Here is an 18,516-nt window from a genome sequence, read left to right as displayed (position 1 = left end):
CCGGGCCGCCGCACAGGCTTTCCTTCGCCGCGGCCGACTGGCGCGCGGCGGCAGCCCGCTGATCGCGGGCGATGCGCAGCAGCTTGCGCCGCAGCTCGCTGCGGCTGTGCTCACGCTGGGCCAGCAGGGCAATGGCCCGGGCCTTCAGAGAGAGGGGCTGGGCAGCTCTCACGAGAAAAGTTGAAGTTCGGGGCTCGGCAGCACACCGGGCAGCCAAGCCGCAGGGCTTCAAGCGCCGCCGCGGCCAGGTGCCCCGAGGCCTGGCAAAACGGTTGCAGGCCGGGCTGCCGCAGCGGGGCGGCCTTACTCGGCCGCGCCGGTCTGGTTCAGCAGCGCCACACCCAGGGATTCACGGATGCGGTTTTCGATCTCGCGGCTGATGTCGGGGTTCTCGCGCAGGAACTCGCGGGCGTTGTCCTTGCCCTGACCGATCTTCTCGCCCTGGTAGGCGTACCAGGAGCCCGACTTTTCAACCACCTTGGCAATCACGCCCATGTCGATGATTTCGCCTTCGCGGCTGATGCCTTCGCCGTAAAGAATGTCGAACTCGGCGGTCTTGAACGGAGGCGAGACCTTGTTCTTGACGACCTTGACCTTGGTTTCGCTGCCGATGACGTCATCGCCCTTCTTGATCGAGCCGATGCGGCGGATGTCCAGGCGCACCGAGGCGTAGAACTTGAGCGCGTTGCCACCGGTCGTGGTTTCGGGGCTGCCGAACATCACGCCGATCTTCATGCGGATCTGGTTGATGAAGATGACCATGCAGTTGGTCTTCTTGATGGTGGCGGTCAGCTTGCGCAGGGCCTGGCTCATCAGGCGGGCTTGCAGACCCGGCAGGGAATCACCCATTTCGCCTTCGAGTTCGGCCTTGGGCGTCAGCGCGGCCACGGAGTCGACCACGATCAGGTCGACCGAGCCGGAGCGCACCAGGGCGTCGACGATTTCCAGGGCCTGTTCGCCGGTGTCGGGCTGGCTGATCAGCAGCTCTTGCAGATTGACGCCCAGCTTTTGCGCGTACTGGATGTCCAGCGCGTGTTCGGCATCGATGAAGGCGCAGGTGCCGGCCAGCTTTTGCATCTCGGCGATGACCTGCAGGGTCAGGGTGGTCTTGCCCGAGGACTCCGGGCCGTAAATCTCGACCACACGGCCGCGCGGCAGGCCACCGACCCCCAGAGCGATGTCCAGGCCCAGGGAGCCGGTGGAGACGACCTGGATGTCCTCGATCACCTCGCCTTCACCGAGGCGCATGATGGAACCCTTGCCGAACTGCTTCTCGATCTGGCTGAGGGCGGCTTGCAAGGCCTTGGCTTTTTCGGTGTTGAGGGCTTTGACGGGGGCATCCATGATTCGTTCTCCTGAAAAGGGCTGGGCGGATTATGTCGCAATCTGTATGTTTGTACAGTAGTTTGACGATTGAACTTTGGCAAGCCGTTTCGGTTCTCGCCGTGTCATCGCTGAATCCTAGGGCGCCACTGGCTCACTGGATGAGCCAGCAATTGATGAAGTCAAAATTCGGATGGCGCTTGATTTCACCGCGCACAAGCAGCTGTGAGCCGCCGAAGCCCTGGCTGGCATCCCTAGAATGCGGGAACTAGCCCCCTGGCCATGAGTGATGGAGACTGACGCATGCGCATCCTGATTGCCGAAGATGACCAAGTCCTGGCCGATGCCTTGCTGCGCTCCTTGCGCGCCTCCGGTTATGCGGTGGATCAGGTCGGCAGCGGCACCGAGGCCGATGCGGCCCTGGCTTCGCATGAGTTCGATCTGGTCATCCTGGATCTGGGCCTGCCGCGCCTGCATGGCCTGGAGGTGCTGCGCAAGCTGCGCGCCCGAGGCTCCTCCATGCCGGTGCTGATCCTGACGGCGGCCGACAGCGTCGAGCAGCGCGTCAAGGGCCTGGACCTGGGCGCCGACGACTACATGGCCAAGCCCTTCTCGCTGCAGGAACTGGAAGCCCGCGTGCGCGCCCTGACCCGGCGCGGCCTGGGCACGGCCTCCTCGGTGATCAAGCATGGCCCGCTGAGCTTCGACGCCACCGGCCGCGTGGCCTACATCAACGACCAGATGATCGAGCTTTCGGCCCGCGAGCTGAGCCTGCTGGAAGTGCTGCTGCAGCGCGCCGGCCGCCTGGTCAGCAAGGACCAACTGGTCGAGCGCCTCTGTGAGTGGGGCGAAGAGGTCAGCAACAACGCGATCGAGGTCTACATCCACCGCCTGCGCAAGAAGATCGAGCAAGGCCCGATCCGCATCGCCACCGTGCGCGGCCTCGGCTACTGCCTGGAAAAGATCCAGCCCGGCGCTTGAAGCCCACGCCCACGCCCGCGCCCAACCGGAGCCTGCCCCACCATGGCGGCTGAAACCGGCCAACGCTCGCTGTTTGGCGAGATCCTCGATTGGATGCTCGCGCCCTTGCTGCTGATCTGGCCGATCAGCGTGGCCCTGACCTGGCTGGTGGCGCAAGGCATCGCCAGCCGGCCCTACGACCGAGAGCTCGGCGAAATGGCCCGCACCCTGGGCCTGCAAGTGGCCTCGGCCGCGCCGCTGCCCGAGGGGCGCAGCGCCCGCTCCCGCTACGCCCTGGCCCCGGAGGCAGCGGCCCTGCTGCGCGCGGACGAAACCGACACCGTCTACTACCAGGTGCTGGGCCTGCGCGGCGAGCTGCTCAACGGCGATGCCAAGCTGCCCGTGCCGCCCGAGGACGATGTCATCGTGCCCTGGGAGCTGCATTTCCGCGATGAAGACATGGGCAGCGAACGCGTGCGCGTGGCCTACCTCTGGGTGTCGCCCGAGGGCATGGCGGGCAGCACCCAAACCATGCTGGTGCAGGTGGCCGAGACGCTGGGCAAACGCTCGCGCCTGACCAACGAAATCATCAAGGGCGTGATCCTGCCGCAGTTCGTGATCCTGCCGCTGGCGGTGCTGCTGGTCTGGCTGGCCCTGGCGCGTGGCATTGCCCCGCTCAACGAGCTGCAGCGCCGCATCCGCTCGCGAGAAAGCTCGGACCTGAGCCCCATCGACGAGCGCCGCATCCCCGACGAGGTGGCGCCCCTGGTGCGGGCCATCAACGACCTGCTGGCGCGCCTGGACCAGTCCATCAGCAGCCAGAAGCATTTCCTGGCCGACGCCGCCCACCAGCTCAAGACCCCGCTGGCCGGCCTGCGCACGCAGGCGGAATTCGCCCAGCGCGAGATTGACGAAGGCCGCAGCGAGCCTGCTGAACTGAAGCGTTCGCTGCAACAGATTGCCCTGTCCAGCCAGCGCGCCGCTCACATGGTCAACCAGCTGCTGGCCATGGCCCGGGCCGAGGACCAGGAGCATGCGGCCCGGCGTGGCGAGGTCAATCTGGCCGAGCTGGCCACCGAGACCGTGCGCGACTTCGTGCCGCGCGCGCTCGACAAGCGCATCGACCTGGGCTACGAGGGCCCTGACCCCGAAGCTTGCAGCCTCACCCTGCACGGCCACGCCCTGCTGATCCGCGAGCTGATCCGCAACCTGGTGGACAACGCCTTGCTCTACACGCCGGCCGGCGGCACGGTCACCGTGCGCATCGTCGAAGACCCCTTCGGCCAGGTCAGCGTGCTGCAGGTGGAAGACTCCGGCCCGGGCATTCCCGAGAGTGAGCGGGACAAGGTCTTCCAGCCCTTCTACCGGGCCCTGGGCACCAATGTCGATGGCTCCGGCCTGGGCCTGGCCATCGTGCGCGAGATCGCCCAGCAGCATGAGGCCGAGCTCAGCCTGGACGACACCCGCCCGCGCCGCCCCGGTCAACAGCCCGAACCCGATGGCCAGGGCCCCGGCGCGCGCTTCACCGTGCGCTTCCATGCGCGGCCGGCTCAGCCCGCCACGGAGTGAGGCGGGCTCAGGAACGGTTGAAGCGCCGCGATTTGGCGATCGACATCAACAGACCCAGGCCAAAGCCCAGGGTCACCATGGCCGTACCGCCGTAGCTGATGAAGGGCAAGGGCACGCCCACCACCGGGAGGATGCCGCTGACCATGCCCATGTTCACGAACACATAGGTGAAGAAGCTCAGCGTGATGGCCCCCGCCATCAGCCGCGAGAACAGCGTGGGTGCGTCCGAGGCAATCATCAGCCCGCGCAGGATCAGGGCCGTGAAGCCGAGCAGCAGCCCCAGGGCACCAAACAGGCCGAACTCCTCGCCGTAGGCGGCGAAGATGAAGTCGGTGGTGCGCTCGGGAATGAACTCCAGATGGGTTTGCGTGCCCTTCATGAAGCCCTTGCCGGTCAGGCCGCCGGAGCCGATGGCGATCTCGCCCTGGATGATGTGGAAGCCCTTGCCCAGCGGATCCTTGGTCGGGTCCAGCAGGGTGCAGACGCGGTTCTTCTGGTACTCGCGCAGCACCGGCCAGGTCACATCGGGCTGGCAGATCGCCTCCTCGCTCACCACCAGGGCCGTGATGCCCGCCCCCGCCAGCACAAAGGCCGGGATGATCAAGCGCCAGGACAGGCCGGCAAAAAAGATCACGTACAAGCCGGCCGAGAGCACCAGGATGGAGGTGCCCAGGTCGGGCTGCTTGGCCACCAGGCCCACAGGAACAGCCAGCAGGATGAAGGCGGCCACAAAGTCCGGCAGGCGCAGCTGCCCTTCGCGTTTCTGGAACCACCAGGCCAGCATCAGCGGCACAGCGATCTTGAGGATCTCCGAGGGCTGGATCTGCGTCACGCCGACATTGAGCCAGCGCGTCGCGCCCTTCTTGGTGATGCCGAACAAGGCCGTGGCCACCAGCAGCGCCACGCCCACGGTGTACAGCGGCACAGCCAGAGCCATCATGCGCTGTGGCGAAACCTGGGCCACCAGAAAAATCAGGGCAATCGCCAGCAAGGTGTTGCGACCATGATCCACAAAACGCGTGCCATGGTCATAACCCGCGGAATACATGCTCACCAGACCCAGCCCCATCAGCCAGGCGATGGACAGCAGCAAGGGCAGATCGAAGCCGGAGAACCAGGGTCGCAGGCGCTGCCACCAGCTGGGACCGTTGAAGGCATTGGCACTCATGGACGAACTCCGGAGGCGCCGGCAGGCAGGGCACGAGGGGCAGAGGCGGGTCTCGAGGTCGCTACCGCAGACGATGGCCTCGCCGCGGGCGAGGGGATACGAGGCGCTGACGCAGCCGTGGGTGCCGTCGCCGCCACGCCCGATGCAGCAGCAACGACGCCGGATGCTGCAGCCTCCGCCTGCGAGACCTGGCCCGGCAGCGGCACCTGATCGATGCGACGCGGCTGGCCCACGGGCGCCTTCGTTTTGCCCTGCTGGGTCAGGGCAATGTCTTCCTCGCTGGGGTACTGGCCCATCAGCATGAAATCAAACACCCGACGCGCAATTGGCGCGGCCGAGGTGGAGCCAAAGCCGGCGTTCTCGACAATCGCAGCCAGGGCGATGGTAGGCGCCTCCAGCGGCGCAAAGGCGACGTAGAGCGAATGGTCGCGCTTGCGCTCGTCGGCCTTGATGTCCTTGTAGCGCTCGCCCGCCTTCAGGCCCACGGCCTGAGCCGTGCCGGTCTTGCCGCCGCTCTTGTAGCCGGCGCCACGGAACACCTCGGTGGAAGTGCCCTCCACCGTCACGCCGTACATGGCATTGCGGATCACCTCGACCTGCTCGGGTTTGAGTGGCAGCGGCGGCAGGGCATCGCTGGCGATGCGCCGCTGCTCATGGCGTACCACGTCTTCGATCTCACGCACCAGGCGGGGCTTGAAGCGCTGACCGCCGGTCGACAGCGTGGACACGGCGGTGGCGATCTGCAGCATGGTGAAGTTGTTGTAGCCCTGGCCGATGCCGAGCGAGATGGTCTCGCCGGCAAACCACTTCTGGTTGGCCGGGCTGCGGGCGAAATAGCGACGCTTCCAGGCCTGCGAGGGCAGCACGCCCGAGACTTCGCCCTGCACATCGATCTCGGTCTTGCGGCCGAAGCCGAAGGGCTCCAGCTCGTCGTGGATCAAGTCCACGCCCATCTCATTGGCCAGGCTGTAGAAGTAGACATTGGACGAGCTGACGATGGCCAGGCGCATGTCCTTGGGTCCCGGACGGTCGCTTTCCGGGCTGCCGAAGGTGCGGCCGCCGAAGCTGTAGGTCAGGTTGTCCATGATCACCGTGCTCGCCGAACGCTTGCCGCTGTTGAGCGCGGCCATGGCCATGAAGGGCTTGAAGGTCGAGCCCGGCGGGTAGGTGCCACGCAGGGCACGGTTCAGCAGGGGCTTGTCCAGGTCTTCGTTAAGGTCGCGCCAGCTGTCGGCATCGATGCCGTCAACGAAGAGATTGGGGTCGAAGGTCGGCTTGGAAACAAAGGCCAGCACCTCGCCGTTGCGCGGGTCGATGGCGACCAGGGCGCCGCGGCGGTCCTTGTAGAGCTCCTCGACCAGGGCTTGCAGGCGGATGTCGATGGACAACATCAGCGTGTTGCCCGGCGTTGGCGGCCGGTGGGCCAGGCGGCGCACGGCGCGGCCGCCGGCGCTGGTTTCCACCTGCTCGAAGCCGGTGATGCCGTGCAGTTCGCGCTCGTAGCTCTGCTCCAGGCCCAGCTTGCCGATGTACTCGGTGCCGCGGTAGTTGGCGATGTCCTCTTCTTCCCACTCGTCCATGGCCTTTTTCTCGGCCTGGTTGATGCGGCCGATGTAGCCGATCAGGTGCGAGCCCACCTCGCCCAGCGGGTAGCTGCGGAACAGCCGCGCCTTGATCTCGACCCCGGGAAAACGGAAGCGCTGCGCGGTGAAGCGCGCCACCTCGGCCTCGCTCAGCTTGGTGCGGATGGGCAGGGATTCGAAGTTCTTGTTCTCGCTCATCAGCCGCTTGAAGCGGCGGCGGTCGCGCGGCTGCACCTCGACCACCTGGGCCAGGGCATCGATGGTGGCCTCCAGATCGGGCACCTTGGAGGGCGTGATCTCCAGGGTGTAGGCCGAGTAATTGCTGGCCAGGACGATGCCGTTGCGGTCCTTGATCAGGCCGCGGTTGGGCACGATGGGCACAACCGTGATGCGGTTGGACTCGGCCCGGTCCGACAGGCTTTCATGCTGGATCACCTGCAGGAACACCAGGCGCGCCAGCAGCAGGCCGAAGCAGAACAGCACAAAGGCCGCCGCGGCCAGCAAGCGCAGGCGGAAGCGGCCCAGCTCCTGCTTGACGTTCTTGAGCACCGTCATCGCGCGGTCTTTTTCTTCTTCGTCTGCGTGTTCATCGACAGCTCGGCAGGCCGCCTCACAGCGGGCGGTGGGCGTCGCGGTCGGGCGCGCGGCGCTGCGGCGCCAGCAGCACCACGCTGGCCAGCGGCCAGAGCAGGGTCTCGAACACCGGCGCCAGCAGCAGCAACCAGCCCGGCCACATGCCGCCCACGGCCAGGCGCACCAGCAAGGACACGGCATGCGCCAGCACGAACAGCGGCAGCACCTGCAGGGCCTGCGCGCCCAGGCTGAAGCCGGTCAGACGGCGGTGCAGGGTGATGGCACCGAAGCTCAGCAGGCTGTAGGCCAGGGCATGCTGGCCCAGCAGGGCGCCATGGTGGATGTCGATCATCAGGCCCAGCACAAAGGCCCAGACCACGCCGACCCGGCGCGGCTGGTGCACGCCCCAGAACACCAGCACCACGGCCAGAAAATCAGGCATGGCCGGGAAGCGGCCGATCGGCACCATATCGGCCAGCAAGGCCAGGAACAGGCTCAGGGCGATGAAAGCTGGGTTGACCGGCAGCAGCAGCTGACCGGCGCCACGCGGCATGATCATGGGGCAGCTCCCGCATCTGATTTTTCGCTCTTGCCATCGGTCTTGCCCTCGGCCTTGGCCTGGGCCGCGGCGGCCTTGCGCTGCGCCTTGAGCTGGGCGGCCGAGGCCGCGTCGGCAGCCTGTGCGGCCGCGGCTTCAGCCATGGCCTTGGCATGCTGCTCCTGCGGCTGCAGCACCAGCACATGGCGCACGCTGTCGGCCTGGGCCACGGGCTGCAGGCGCACGCTGGCAAAGCTGGTGTCGCCGCGGCGTTCGACCGAGCTCACCTTGGCCACCGGCAGGCCGGAGGGGTAGACCCCGTCCAGGCCCGAGGTGGCCATCAAGTCACCCGGCTTGATGTCGGCATTGGCGGCCAGGAAGCGCAGCTCCATGCCATTGCCATCGCTGCTGCCGAAGGCGGCATTGCGCGCCTGGGTTCGGGTGTTGAGCACGGGAATGGCCGCGTCCTTGTCGCTCAGCAGGGTCACTTCGGCCGACAGGGTGTAGACCCGGGTGACCTGGCCCAGCACGCCGGCATCGTTGATGACGGGCGAGCCGGCTTGCACGCCATGCTTGCTGCCGCGGTCGATGACCACGCGGCGCGAGTAGGGGTCGGCCGCTTCGTAGAGCACCTCGGCGGAGAGCGAAGCCACTTCCAGCGCCGGGCGCAGCTCCAGCAGCGCACGCAGGCGCTGGTTTTCCGCCTGCAGCTGGGCCGCACGCGCCAGGCGCTCGGCCTGCTGCACCAGTTGCTGGCGCGCCAGCGCCTCGGCCTCCATGGCCCGCTGCGTGCCCAGCCGGTAGGCCTCGAAGCTCTCCCAGGCATCCACCGGCGTCAGCAGCAAACGCTGAAACGGATGCAGCAACAAGGCCAAGCCCGCCCGCGCCGGCCCCACCACATGAAAGCGCGCATCCGCCACCATCAAGAACACCGCCAGCGCCGCGCACAGCAGCAACCTCGCCTGGGCCGACGCGCCCTGGCGGAAAAATGGTGGCGGGTTGCGATCTGGGGGGCCGAGGGGCATGGCGCTGGTGAAGAACAATCTGACCGCTAACGCCCGCTCTCAGCAGCCGTAGCGAGCGGGCCGCAGGCGAGGCGGACGGAGCGGAGCAACCGGAGCGTACTTGCAGTACGTGAGGATTGCGAGCACCGCCCAACGACGCATGAGGCTCGCGCAGTAGGCGAAAACAATCACTCGGAGGTGAAGATGGAGCCGAGGCGCTCCATGCGCTCCAAAGCCATCCCGCAACCCCGCACCACGCAAGTCAGCGGATCCTCGGCCACCAGCACCGGCAGGCCGGTTTCCTCGGCCAGCAGGCGGTCCAGATCGCGCAACAGCGCGCCGCCGCCGGTCAGCATCATGCCGCGCTCGGCGATGTCGGCACCCAGCTCGGGCGGGGTCTGTTCCAGCGCGTTCTTCACGGCGGAGACGATCTGGTTTAGCGGGTCGGTCAGGGCTTCCAGGATCTCGTTGGACGAAATCGTGAAGCTGCGCGGCACGCCTTCGGCCAGATTGCGGCCCTTGACTTCCATTTCCTTGACCTCGGAGCCCGGGAAGGCGCTGCCGATGTTCTTCTTGATCGCTTCGGCGGTGGGCTCACCGATCAACATGCCGTAGTTGCGGCGGATGTAGTTGATGATGGCTTCGTCGAACTTGTCGCCGCCGACGCGCACGCTGCCCTTGTAGACCATGCCGCCCAGCGAGATCACGCCCACCTCGGTGGTGCCGCCGCCGATGTCCACGACCATGGAGCCGGAGGCTTCCGACACCGGCAGACCGGCGCCGATCGCGGCCGCCATCGGCTCTTCAATCAGGTAGACCTCGGAGGCACCGGCGCCCAGGGCCGATTCACGGATGGCGCGGCGCTCGACCTGGGTGGATCCGCAGGGCACGCAGATGATGATGCGCGGGCTGGGGCGCAGCATCTTGGAGTCGTGCACCATCTTGATGAACTGCTTGAGCATCTGCTCGGTGACGGTGAAGTCGGCGATCACGCCGTCCTTCATCGGGCGGATCGCCTCGATATTGCCCGGCACCTTGCCCAGCATGGCCTTGGCTTCGCGGCCCACAGCCTGGATGGTCTTCTTGCCGTGCGGGCCACCTTCGTGGCGGATCGACACGACCGAGGGTTCATCCAGCACGATGCCCTTGCCGCGCACATAAATCAGCGTGTTGGCGGTGCCCAGGTCGATGGCGAGGTCGGAGGAGAAATAGCGGCGCAGGGAAGCGAACATGATGTGTCTGGAGCGCAAAGTACCGACATCTGAGCCTGTGGGCTGGAGATCGTGGGTGACTCGCGGGTTGGTCGGGAGGTCGGAAAAGAGGGGGTCGGGCTGTTCGGTGTTCGCCATATGCAACGAGGCTGGGTGAGCCCTTGCGGCCACGCAGCCCCGTGACATTGGAGATAAGCGGAGATAATACCCGATCACCCCCTAGTTATCGGCTGGGACGGGCCGTTTGTTGCGCTCTTTACAGCTCGCCACGGCCGATGTTTCCGCCACCTCCGGACCCGGTTTTCCCATGGCCTTGACACCACAAGACGTAAGCCGCATCGCCCATCTGGCGCGCCTGGAGCTGCAGGAGGCCGAAAGCGCCGCCCTGCTGCCCCAGCTGAATGACTTCTTCTCCATCGTCGAGCAGATGAGCGCGGTGGACACCGCCGGCGTCGAGCCGCTGTACACCCCGCTGTCGGCCATCCAGGAGGTGCATCTGCGCCTGCGCGAGGACGCCGTCACCGAAAGCAACCAGCGCGAACTCAACCAGCGCAGCGCCCCGGCCGTGGAAGACGGCCTGTTCCTGGTTCCCAAGGTCATCGAATGAGCATCTCGAACAACACCCCCCTGCACGACCTGGGCGTGGCCGAGCTGGGCCAAGGCCTGCGCGACAAGCAGTTCTCCAGCGTCGAGCTGACCCAGCATCTGCTGCAGCGCGTCCAGTCCAGCGACAGCCAGTTGGGCGCCTTCCTCCATGTGGACGCGGACCATGCCCTGGCCCGCGCCCGTGCGGCGGATGCCCGCCTGGCCGCCGGCGAAGGCGCACAAGCCGGCGGCGCCCTGATCGGCGTGCCCCTGGCGCACAAGGACATCTTCGTCACCGCCGACATGCCGACCACGGCCGGCTCCAAGATCCTGGCCGGCTACCGCAGCCCCTTCGACGCCACCGTGGTGGCGCGCCTGAATGCGGCCGGCACGGTCTCGCTGGGCAAGCTCAACTGCGACGAATTCGCCATGGGCTCGGCCAATGAGAACTCGGCCTACCAGCCGGTGGCCAACCCCTGGGACGCCAGCCGCGTACCGGGTGGCTCTTCGGGCGGCTCGGCCGCTGCGGTGGCCGCACGCCTGCTGCCGGCCTCCACCGGCACCGACACCGGCGGCTCGATCCGCCAGCCGGCCAGCTTCACCGGCATCACCGGCATCAAGCCGACCTACGGCATCTGCAGCCGCTACGGCATGATCGCCTTCGCCTCCAGCCTGGACCAGGCGGGCCCCATGGCCCGCTCGGCCGAGGACTGCGCCCTGCTGCTCTCGGCCATGAGCGGCTTTGACGAGCGCGACGCCACCAGCGTGCAGCAAGCCCCGCAGGATTTCCACGCGCAAATGTTGAGCGCCCGCGAGGGCGCCACCGCCGCCCAGCCGCTCAAGGGCCTGCGCATCGGTCTGCCACGCGAGTTCTTCCCCGCCGCCCTGTCGGCCGATGTCAACAGCGCCGTGCGCGCCGGCCTGGCCGAGCTGGAAAAGCTCGGCGCCACCCTGGTGGATGTGAGCCTGCCGCGCACCGAGCTGGCGATTCCGGTGTACTACATCATTGCCCCGGCCGAGGCCAGCTCCAACCTGAGCCGCTTCGATGGCGTCAAGTTCGGCCACCGCGCCGCCCAGTACGACGACCTGCTGGACATGTACAAAAAGACCCGCGCCGAAGGCTTCGGCGCCGAGGTCAAGCGCCGCATCATGATCGGCAGCTACGTGCTGTCTCACGGTTACTACGACGCCTACTACCTGCAAGCGCAAAAGCTGCGCCGCATGATTGCCGACGATTTCCAGCAGGCCTTCCAGCTGTGCGACCTGATCGCTGGCCCGGTGGCGCCCACCGTGGCCTGGAAGCATGGCGAGGGCAAGGACGACCCGGTCAAGGCCTATCTGGCCGACATCTTCACCCTGCCCGGCTCGCTGGCCGGCCTGCCCGGCATGAGCGTGCCGGTGGGCCTGGGCGAAGGCGGCATGCCCGTCGGCTTGCAGCTGCTGGGCAACTACTTCAAGGAAGGCCAGCTGCTGCACACCGCCCACGCGCTGCAGCAAGCCACCGACTGGCACCGTGCCGCTCCCGCAGGAATCTAAGCACATGGCATCTAGCAGCAGCAAATTGATCCGTGGCTACGAGGTCGTGATCGGCCTGGAAAACCACGTCCAACTGTCCACCGTCTCCAAGATCTTCAGCGGCTCCTCCACCGCCTTCGGCGCCGAGCCCAACACGCAGGCTTCGGCCGTGGACCTGGCCCTGCCGGGCACTCTGCCGGTGCTGAACCGCGGTGCGGTCGAGCGTGCCATCCGCTTCGGCCTGGCCGTGGGCGCCAAGGTGGCGCCGCTGTCCATCTTCGCGCGCAAGAACTATTTCTACCCCGACCTGCCCAAGGGCTACCAGATCAGCCAGTTCGAGATCCCGGTGGTGCAAGGCGGCAAGGTCGAATTCTTCGTCGGCGACGAGAAGAAGGTCGTGCAGTTGACCCGCGCCCACCTCGAGGAAGACGCCGGCAAAAGCCTGCACGAGGACTACCACGGCCAGAGCGGCATCGACCTGAACCGTGCCGGCACGCCCTTGCTGGAAATCGTCTCCGAGCCCGAGATGCGCTCCGCCGCCGAGGCCTGCGAGTACGCCAAGACCCTGCACGCCCTGGTGATGTGGCTGGGCATCTGCGACGGCAATATGCAGGAAGGCTCCTTCCGCTGCGACGTCAACGTCTCGGTGCGCAAGCCCGGCGAGCCCTTCGGCACCCGCCGCGAGATCAAGAACCTCAACAGCTTCCGCTACCTGCTGCAGGCCGTGGACTACGAGGTCAACTGGCAGATCGACGAGATCGAGGACGGCCGCAAGATCCAGCAAGCCACCGTGCTCTTCAACCCCGACACGGGGGAGACGCGCGCCATGCGCAGCAAGGAAGATTCGGCCGACTACCGCTACTTCCCCGACCCCGACCTGCCGCCGCTGGTGATCGGCGCCGACTGGATTGAGCGGGTCAAGCAGGAGATGCCCGAGCTGCCCTCTCAAATGGCGAAGCGGTTCGAGGAGCAAGATGGGCTGTCACCGTACGACGCCGCATTGATTACTGAAAGTCTTGCGAAAGCTCGTTACTTCGAGACTGCTCGCGACGCTTGCGGGCACCCGAAGCTGGTGGTGAACTGGATGAACGGCGAAATCGCTCGACTTTTGAACGCCAAGGGTCAGACATTTGAAGACGTTCACGTGCAACCACGCGTTTTGGGACGTCTGATCGAGCGCATTAGCTCTGGAGTGATCAGCAACAGCGGCGCAAAGGACGTCTTCAAGGCCATTTGCGAAGACTCGCGAGATCTCCCCGAAGTCGTTGACGAGGTCATCAAGGCACTGGGCGTCGAACAAGTCAGCGACACCGGCGCCATCGAAGCCATCCTCGACGAGGTGCTGGCCGCCAACCCCAAATCGGTGGAAGAGTTCCGCGCCGGCAAGGACAAGGCCTTCAACGCCCTGGTCGGCCAGGCCATGAAGGCCACCAAGGGCAAGGCCAACCCCAGCCTGGTGAACGAGCTGCTGAAGAAGAAGCTGGCCGGCTGAGGGCCAGCAGGCGGTTTCTCCCAGAAAAAACGGCGCCTCGGCGCCGTTTTGTTTGGTCTTGCCCGCCGATCAGCGTGAGCCCGAGGCCGCCGCTTCCGGCGTGCTCATCACGCCCAGGCTGCCGGGCGCGGCACCGCCCCAGAGGCGCTTGAGGCGGGCCAGTTCTTCGTCGTAGCGGGCGTTGATGCGCACCATCTCGGCGCGCGAATTGCCGATCAACTGCTGCTGGGCGGTGCTGGCGGCCTCGTTGCGATCCAGCTGCAGCTTGAGCTTGGGCGGCAGGGGCTTGCCTTTGTAGAACTCGGTCTCATCGAGCAAGGGCTTGCGCTCCAGCGCCAGCTCCTTGATGCGGCGCTCGGAGAGCTCGATGCCCTTCTTGACATCGTCGAGCGCGGCTGCGCGCGCCTGCTGATGAACTTGCGCGTTCGGAAAGCGCAGCACCAGATTGCGGTCGCGGCGGATCGCATCGTTCTTGGCGGCTTGTTCGGCAGCGAGGCGGCGCTCCTTGGCTTCCTGGGCAGCGCGCTCCTCGGGCGAAAGAAAGGGTGGCAGGACCGCGCGCTGGGAACCATCGGCATTGAGGATGCGCTGCTCGCGCGAGGTGCATTCGGCGATCGGCCGGTCCGAGGTCAGGCGCCGCCCGTCGGGCAGGGTGCAGCTGTAGATGCCGCTGGGTCCGGGCGAGGGGGGCTGGGCAATGGCCTGGGCCGTGGCCACACAGCCCAGCGCCAGCACGACTGCGGAGCAGGCGGACCACTTCATGCGCTGAAACGTGCGACTGGCGACCATGGCTGAAGCAGCGCTCATCAGACTCCGTAGCGATCCCGATAGGCCTGGACAGCGCCCGCGTAAGCGGTGACACCGCTGTCGCTGGTGGTGCGCAAGTATTCCAGCAAGTCGGCCAGGCCGGCAATCGCAATCACCGGTAGTTGCAATTCTTCGCTGACGTACTGCACGGCGGATTTGGGGCTCTCGACGCCGTTCTCGACCGCCTTCTCCTGGCGATCCAGGGCGATGGTGACACCGCAGGGCGTGGCACCCGCTGCGGCGATCATGGCGATGGACTCGCGCACCGAGGTGCCGGCGGAAATGACATCGTCAATGATCAAGACCCGGCCCCGCACCGGCGCGCCGACCAGGGTGCCACCTTCGCCGTGGTTCTTGGCTTCCTTGCGGTTGTAGGCGTAAGGCTTGTTGTGGCCCAGACGCGCCAGCTCCACCGACAGGGCCGCGGCCAGGGTGATGCCCTTGTAGGCGGGGCCGAAGATCATGTCGAACTGCAGGCCCGAGGCGATCAGGCGCTGGGCATAGAACTGCACCAGACGGCCCAGCTTGGCGCCATCGTCGAACAGACCGGCGTTGAAAAAGTAAGGGCTCAGGCGCCCAGCTTTCGTTTTGAATTCACCGAAGCGCAGCACGCCGGACTCGACCGCGAAGGCAACAAATTCCTGGGCCAGCAGGTCGGGCGTGGCGGGGGCGGCGGGAGAGGTCGAGGCGTTCATGGAGGCTTCATGCAAGGGTGTGCAACACATTGTAGAGGCGCAAAAAAGCCCGTCCCCCCTAAGAGGGACGGGCTGCCGACTGTGCGAATTCCCGGCGTCATGCACCGGAAATCAGCTTCAGAACAGGGCCTTGAACTGCAGGCCGTAGGTGCGCGGGTCGTTGATGAAACCGGTCAGGTTGTTGAAGGCGATCGCGCCGTTGACCACCACCTTGTTGGTGATGTTGCGACCGAACGCAGCCACCTCGTACTTGCCGTTGTTCCAGATGTAGCCGACGCGCACGCCACCTTCCAGCAGGGACTTGCCGGTGAACTCCACCGAGGGCAGCAAGAAGAAGTTGATCTTCGAACGATAGGCCCAGTCGGTGTAGACAAACACCTCGCTGCCGTCGGCCAGGGGAACGCCGTAGCGGGCGGTCATGTTGGCAATCCACTTGGGGGCATTGGGCAGGGGATTGCCATAGAGGCTGTAGCGGCCCTGGCCATCGGGCGTGCCGATGGGGATGGCGCCGCTGCCAGGGCGCAGGTCGGAAAGGCTGGCGTCCTTGATCTTGGTGTCGTTGTAGCTGGCGCCCAGGGTCAGCATCAGGTTCTCGGTGGGCAGAAGATCGAGGTTGATCTCGAAGCCCTGGCCGGTGGCCTTGCTGGCATTGAGCAGGGTGTTGGTGTTGCTGGTCGAGCCCACCGCCGTCAGCTGCTGGTCCTTGACCTTGTAGGAAAAGACATTGGCCGACAGACGGGCGCGGCGCTGCCAGAAGTCGCTCTTGATGCCCAGTTCGAAGGACGTGACGTTCTCCGGGCGTGCCTTGCTCTGCGCACCGAAACCGTCGGCCGGGTAGATCGAGGCCGCGCGGAAGCCGGTGGCCACGCGGGCATAAAGGTTGGTGTCGCGGCTGAGGCTGTAGGTACCGGAAACGTCCCAGTTGACCTTGTTGTCGTCGGTCTCGGCGCTGGTGCCCGCGGTGTCGATGACCTTGCCGGTGGTGGCCAGGGTCTTCTTGTCGTTGGTGTAGCGAAGGCCGGCGCGCAGTTTCAGCTCGGGCGTGACTTCGTAGTTGACCGAACCGAACAAGGCCCAGGCTTTGTTGGTCTGGCGCGTGCTGACCAAAGGCGGCACGGCCACCGTGTAGTCGTACGACTCCATGGTGTAGCGCTCATCGAAGAAGTAGGCGCCACCCTGCCAGCGCAGCGGGCCGGCGGCGTTCGACTCCAGGCGCAATTCCTGGGTCAGCTGGCGGTGGTCACGCAGCGCGTCCGAGGTTTCGACCGGGAAGAACACTTCGCCTTCCTTGTCGTAAGGCGGCAGCTTGAAGTTGCTGGGGATGACCCGCAAGATGTAACCGCCGTCCACGTCGGCACGGCTGAAGGGCTGCACCGTCTCGATGGCCGTGATCGAGTGCAGGGTCAGGTCGCCCATCACCCACTTGAGCTTGGCGCTGCCGCCGGTGGCGTGCAGGCGCTGCTCGTTCTTGCCATCGATGTACATCTTGGCCGGGTCGAAGCCGGCGACCAGCTCGTTGCTGCCCGGCTTGATGATGCTGGAGCGGAACATGCGTGGCGAGCCGTCCAACTCGCGGTTATGCACATTGAACAGGGCGCTGAAGGTCTTGCTCGGCTCGTACAGGGCCTGGATGCGCACGGCGCGGTCGTCATAGCCTTCGGTGGCCGGGGTCTGGGCATTGGGCACCTGGTTCTTGACCCAGTCGTCACGGTGCTGCACCTGGGCCGAGATGCGTGCGGCCCACTCGCCGCTCAGCGGCAGGTTGAAAGCACCTTCGAGGTTGCTGGTGCCGTAGGTGCCGTAGGAGAAGCTGGCATAGCCTTCCTGCTTCTTGCCCGGCTTGACCGAATCGAACTTGACCACGCCGGCCGGCGTGTTGCGGCCGAACAGCGTGCCCTGCGGGCCGGCGATCACTTCCACGTTCTTGACGTCGAAGACCGGGAAGCCCTTCAAGATGGGGTTCTCCTGCACCACGTCGTCATAAATCAGCGAGACGGGCTGCGAGGCATTGAGGCGGAAATCGGTGTTGCCGTAGCCGCGGATGTAGAAGCGGGGGAAGGCGCGGCCGAAGGACGACTCGATGTTCAGGCTGGGCACGCGGCCGGACAGAAAGCGCACGTCCTGGCCGCTGGAGTTCAGCACATCGAGCTTCTCGCCGCTGATGGCGGAGACGGCATTGGGCACGTCCTTGATGTTCTCGGTGCGGCGCTCGGCGGTGATGACCACGGTGTCCAGCTTGCTCTTGTCGGACTTGGCCGCGCCTGCGTCCTCTGAGGTCTGCGCCAGCGCAGAGCTCAGGGGCCAGGCGGCCAGCACCAGGCCGAGCGCCAAGGTCAAACGAGAGGGAGACTGAACCGGGAACTGCGCTTTCATGCGGGGAACTCCAAAAAACCCAAAAGGGCGACTGAGATGAATCTGCGAGAAGCAAGGCTCAAAGCCTGCGCCGAGGCCGCTCCTCGAAACGTTGAAATCTAGCAAGTCGCGTGCCGGAAATCGGCGAACCCGGCTGAACTTGCTGCGCTTGTTGCCAAAATCATGCAGACCAATTGAGATACCAATACGTCTCGCAGTCGCTCGGGACGACCCAGGCTGCTGACAAAGCTCGCCCCGCCATTTGCGATACTGCGCCGCGCTCTGCGCAGCCTTCACATCCTGTTCGCCGCCTTCTTGAGAGACCCCGCCCATGCGCTTCATCACCGCCAATCTGAACGGCATCCGCTCCGCCGCCACCAAGGGCTTCTTCGACTGGCTGCCAGCGCAGAATGCCGACGCCCTAGGCGTGCAGGAAGTGAAGGCACAGGACGAGCATGTGGCCGGCACCTACTGCAGCTCCGGTGAGCTGCAAGGCCATTTCCATTACGCCGAGAAAAAGGGTTACTCCGGCGTGGGCCTCTACACCCGCGAAACACCCAGCGAGGTCTTGATCGGCTTCGGCAACCCCGAATTCGACGCCGAAGGCCGCTACATCGAAAAGCGCTTCGACAAGCCCGGCCGCAAGCTCAGCCTGATCAGCTGCTACTTCCCCAGCGGCAGCAGCGGCCCCGAGCGCCAGGAAGCCAAGTACCGTTTCCTCGACGCCATGTTCCCGCACCTGATGGCACTCAAGTCCCAGCGCGAGTTCATCCTGGTGGCCGACGTCAACATCGCCCACAAGGAAGCCGACCTGAAGAACTGGAAGGGCAACCTCAAGAACAGCGGTTTCCTGCCCGAGGAACGCACCTGGCTGGACCAGCTCTTCGGCAGCGGCCAGGGCCAGGGCGGCCTGGTCGATGTCTACCGCCAGCTGCAACCCGACACCACCGACGAGTGCTACACATGGTGGAGCAACCGCGGCCAGGCCTATGCCAAGAATGTGGGCTGGCGCCTGGACTACCACTTCGCGACGCCGAAGCTGGCCGCCCTGGCCCAGCGCGCCGCCATCTACAAAGACCAGAAGTTCAGCGACCATGCGCCGCTGACGGTGGATTACGACTTCAGCCTCTGACCCTCGCAT

General features: G+C 65.9%; 15 protein-coding genes and 1 pseudogene. 6 read left to right on the top strand and 10 right to left on the bottom strand.

Annotation, left to right across the window (positions count from 1 at the left end):
* Window positions 1-79: 79 nt before the first annotated feature.
* Both OOB33_RS05365 and recA read right to left on the bottom strand, forming a co-directional pair.
* Window positions 80-172: pseudogene (locus OOB33_RS05365) on the bottom strand (recombination regulator RecX); the annotation flags it as partial.
* Window positions 173-303: 131 nt separating this feature from the next.
* Window positions 304-1,344, bottom strand: a complete 1,041-nt coding sequence (gene recA, locus OOB33_RS05360) for a recombinase RecA (protein ID WP_102768589.1) — start codon at window positions 1,342-1,344, stop codon at window positions 304-306.
* A 282-nt stretch (window positions 1,345-1,626) separates the two neighbouring features.
* Here recA and OOB33_RS05355 point away from each other — a divergent pair, with 282 nt between their 5' ends.
* Both OOB33_RS05355 and OOB33_RS05350 read left to right on the top strand, forming a co-directional pair.
* A complete protein-coding gene (locus OOB33_RS05355; RefSeq protein ID WP_102768590.1) occupies window positions 1,627-2,304 on the top strand; it encodes a response regulator transcription factor in 678 nt (225 codons plus the stop codon).
* Window positions 2,305-2,346: 42 nt separating this feature from the next.
* Window positions 2,347-3,852, top strand: coding sequence for a sensor histidine kinase (locus OOB33_RS05350; protein ID WP_171827278.1), 1,506 nt, complete (start codon window positions 2,347-2,349; stop codon window positions 3,850-3,852).
* 7 nt (window positions 3,853-3,859) lie between these two features.
* On the opposite strand, the gene rodA is transcribed toward OOB33_RS05350, so the two are convergent.
* The 5 genes from rodA to OOB33_RS05325 form a co-directional block, all read right to left on the bottom strand.
* On the bottom strand, window positions 3,860-5,020 hold the full coding sequence (gene rodA, locus OOB33_RS05345) for a rod shape-determining protein RodA (RefSeq protein ID WP_102768592.1): 1,161 nt from the start codon (window positions 5,018-5,020) through the stop codon (window positions 3,860-3,862).
* Complete coding sequence (gene mrdA, locus OOB33_RS05340) at window positions 5,017-7,158, bottom strand: penicillin-binding protein 2 (protein WP_271007943.1); 2,142 nt, start codon at window positions 7,156-7,158, stop codon at window positions 5,017-5,019. The genes rodA and mrdA overlap by 4 nt, the downstream gene beginning before the upstream one ends.
* Window positions 7,159-7,213: 55 nt before the next feature.
* Entirely contained in the window at window positions 7,214-7,735 is a 522-nt protein-coding gene (gene mreD / locus OOB33_RS05335; protein WP_102768594.1) for a rod shape-determining protein MreD, read from the bottom strand.
* On the bottom strand, window positions 7,732-8,739 hold the full coding sequence (gene mreC, locus OOB33_RS05330; RefSeq protein WP_271007942.1) for a rod shape-determining protein MreC: 1,008 nt from the start codon (window positions 8,737-8,739) through the stop codon (window positions 7,732-7,734). Before mreC ends, mreD begins: the two co-directional genes overlap by 4 nt.
* Before the next feature lie 167 nt (window positions 8,740-8,906).
* On the bottom strand, window positions 8,907-9,950 hold the full coding sequence (locus OOB33_RS05325) for a rod shape-determining protein (protein ID WP_102768596.1): 1,044 nt from the start codon (window positions 9,948-9,950) through the stop codon (window positions 8,907-8,909).
* 286 nt (window positions 9,951-10,236) lie between these two features.
* On the opposite strand from OOB33_RS05325, the gene gatC reads away from it, so the two are divergent.
* Genes gatC through gatB form a run of 3 tightly spaced genes read left to right on the top strand, consistent with a single transcriptional unit; the run spans window position 10,237 to window position 13,521 of the window.
* On the top strand, window positions 10,237-10,536 hold the full coding sequence (gene gatC / locus OOB33_RS05320) for an Asp-tRNA(Asn)/Glu-tRNA(Gln) amidotransferase subunit GatC (RefSeq protein WP_102768597.1): 300 nt from the start codon (window positions 10,237-10,239) through the stop codon (window positions 10,534-10,536).
* Complete coding sequence (gene gatA, locus OOB33_RS05315) at window positions 10,533-12,050, top strand: Asp-tRNA(Asn)/Glu-tRNA(Gln) amidotransferase subunit GatA (RefSeq protein ID WP_271007941.1); 1,518 nt, start codon at window positions 10,533-10,535, stop codon at window positions 12,048-12,050. Before gatC ends, gatA begins: the two co-directional genes overlap by 4 nt.
* A 4-nt stretch (window positions 12,051-12,054) precedes the next feature.
* Entirely contained in the window at window positions 12,055-13,521 is a 1,467-nt protein-coding gene (gatB, locus tag OOB33_RS05310; RefSeq protein WP_102768599.1) for an Asp-tRNA(Asn)/Glu-tRNA(Gln) amidotransferase subunit GatB, read from the top strand.
* Window positions 13,522-13,590: 69 nt separating this feature from the next.
* On the opposite strand, the gene OOB33_RS05305 is transcribed toward gatB, so the two are convergent.
* The 3 genes from OOB33_RS05305 to OOB33_RS05295 all read right to left on the bottom strand — a co-directional run bounded on the left by OOB33_RS05305 (window position 13,591) and on the right by OOB33_RS05295 (window position 17,396).
* A complete protein-coding gene (locus tag OOB33_RS05305) occupies window positions 13,591-14,328 on the bottom strand; it encodes a hypothetical protein (RefSeq protein WP_271007940.1) in 738 nt (245 codons plus the stop codon).
* Entirely contained in the window at window positions 14,328-15,023 is a 696-nt protein-coding gene (gene pyrE, locus OOB33_RS05300) for an orotate phosphoribosyltransferase (protein ID WP_271007939.1), read from the bottom strand. The genes OOB33_RS05305 and pyrE overlap by 1 nt, the downstream gene beginning before the upstream one ends.
* A gap of 117 nt (window positions 15,024-15,140) precedes the next feature.
* Window positions 15,141-17,396 carry a TonB-dependent receptor gene (locus OOB33_RS05295; RefSeq protein ID WP_171827283.1) on the bottom strand — a complete coding sequence of 752 codons (2,256 nt, stop codon included), beginning with the start codon at window positions 17,394-17,396 and terminating at the stop codon, window positions 15,141-15,143.
* A gap of 310 nt (window positions 17,397-17,706) precedes the next feature.
* Between OOB33_RS05295 and OOB33_RS05290 the strand changes: the two genes are divergently transcribed.
* On the top strand, window positions 17,707-18,507 hold the full coding sequence (locus tag OOB33_RS05290; RefSeq protein ID WP_271007938.1) for an exodeoxyribonuclease III: 801 nt from the start codon (window positions 17,707-17,709) through the stop codon (window positions 18,505-18,507).
* Window positions 18,508-18,516 lie beyond the last annotated feature (9 nt).

Origin of the sequence: Paucibacter sp. B51, from assembly GCF_027863535.1 — a bacterium.
Taxonomy (GTDB): domain Bacteria; phylum Pseudomonadota; class Gammaproteobacteria; order Burkholderiales; family Burkholderiaceae_C; genus Paucibacter_A; species Paucibacter_A aquatilis.
This window is presented reverse-complemented; position numbering and strand designations above follow the sequence as displayed.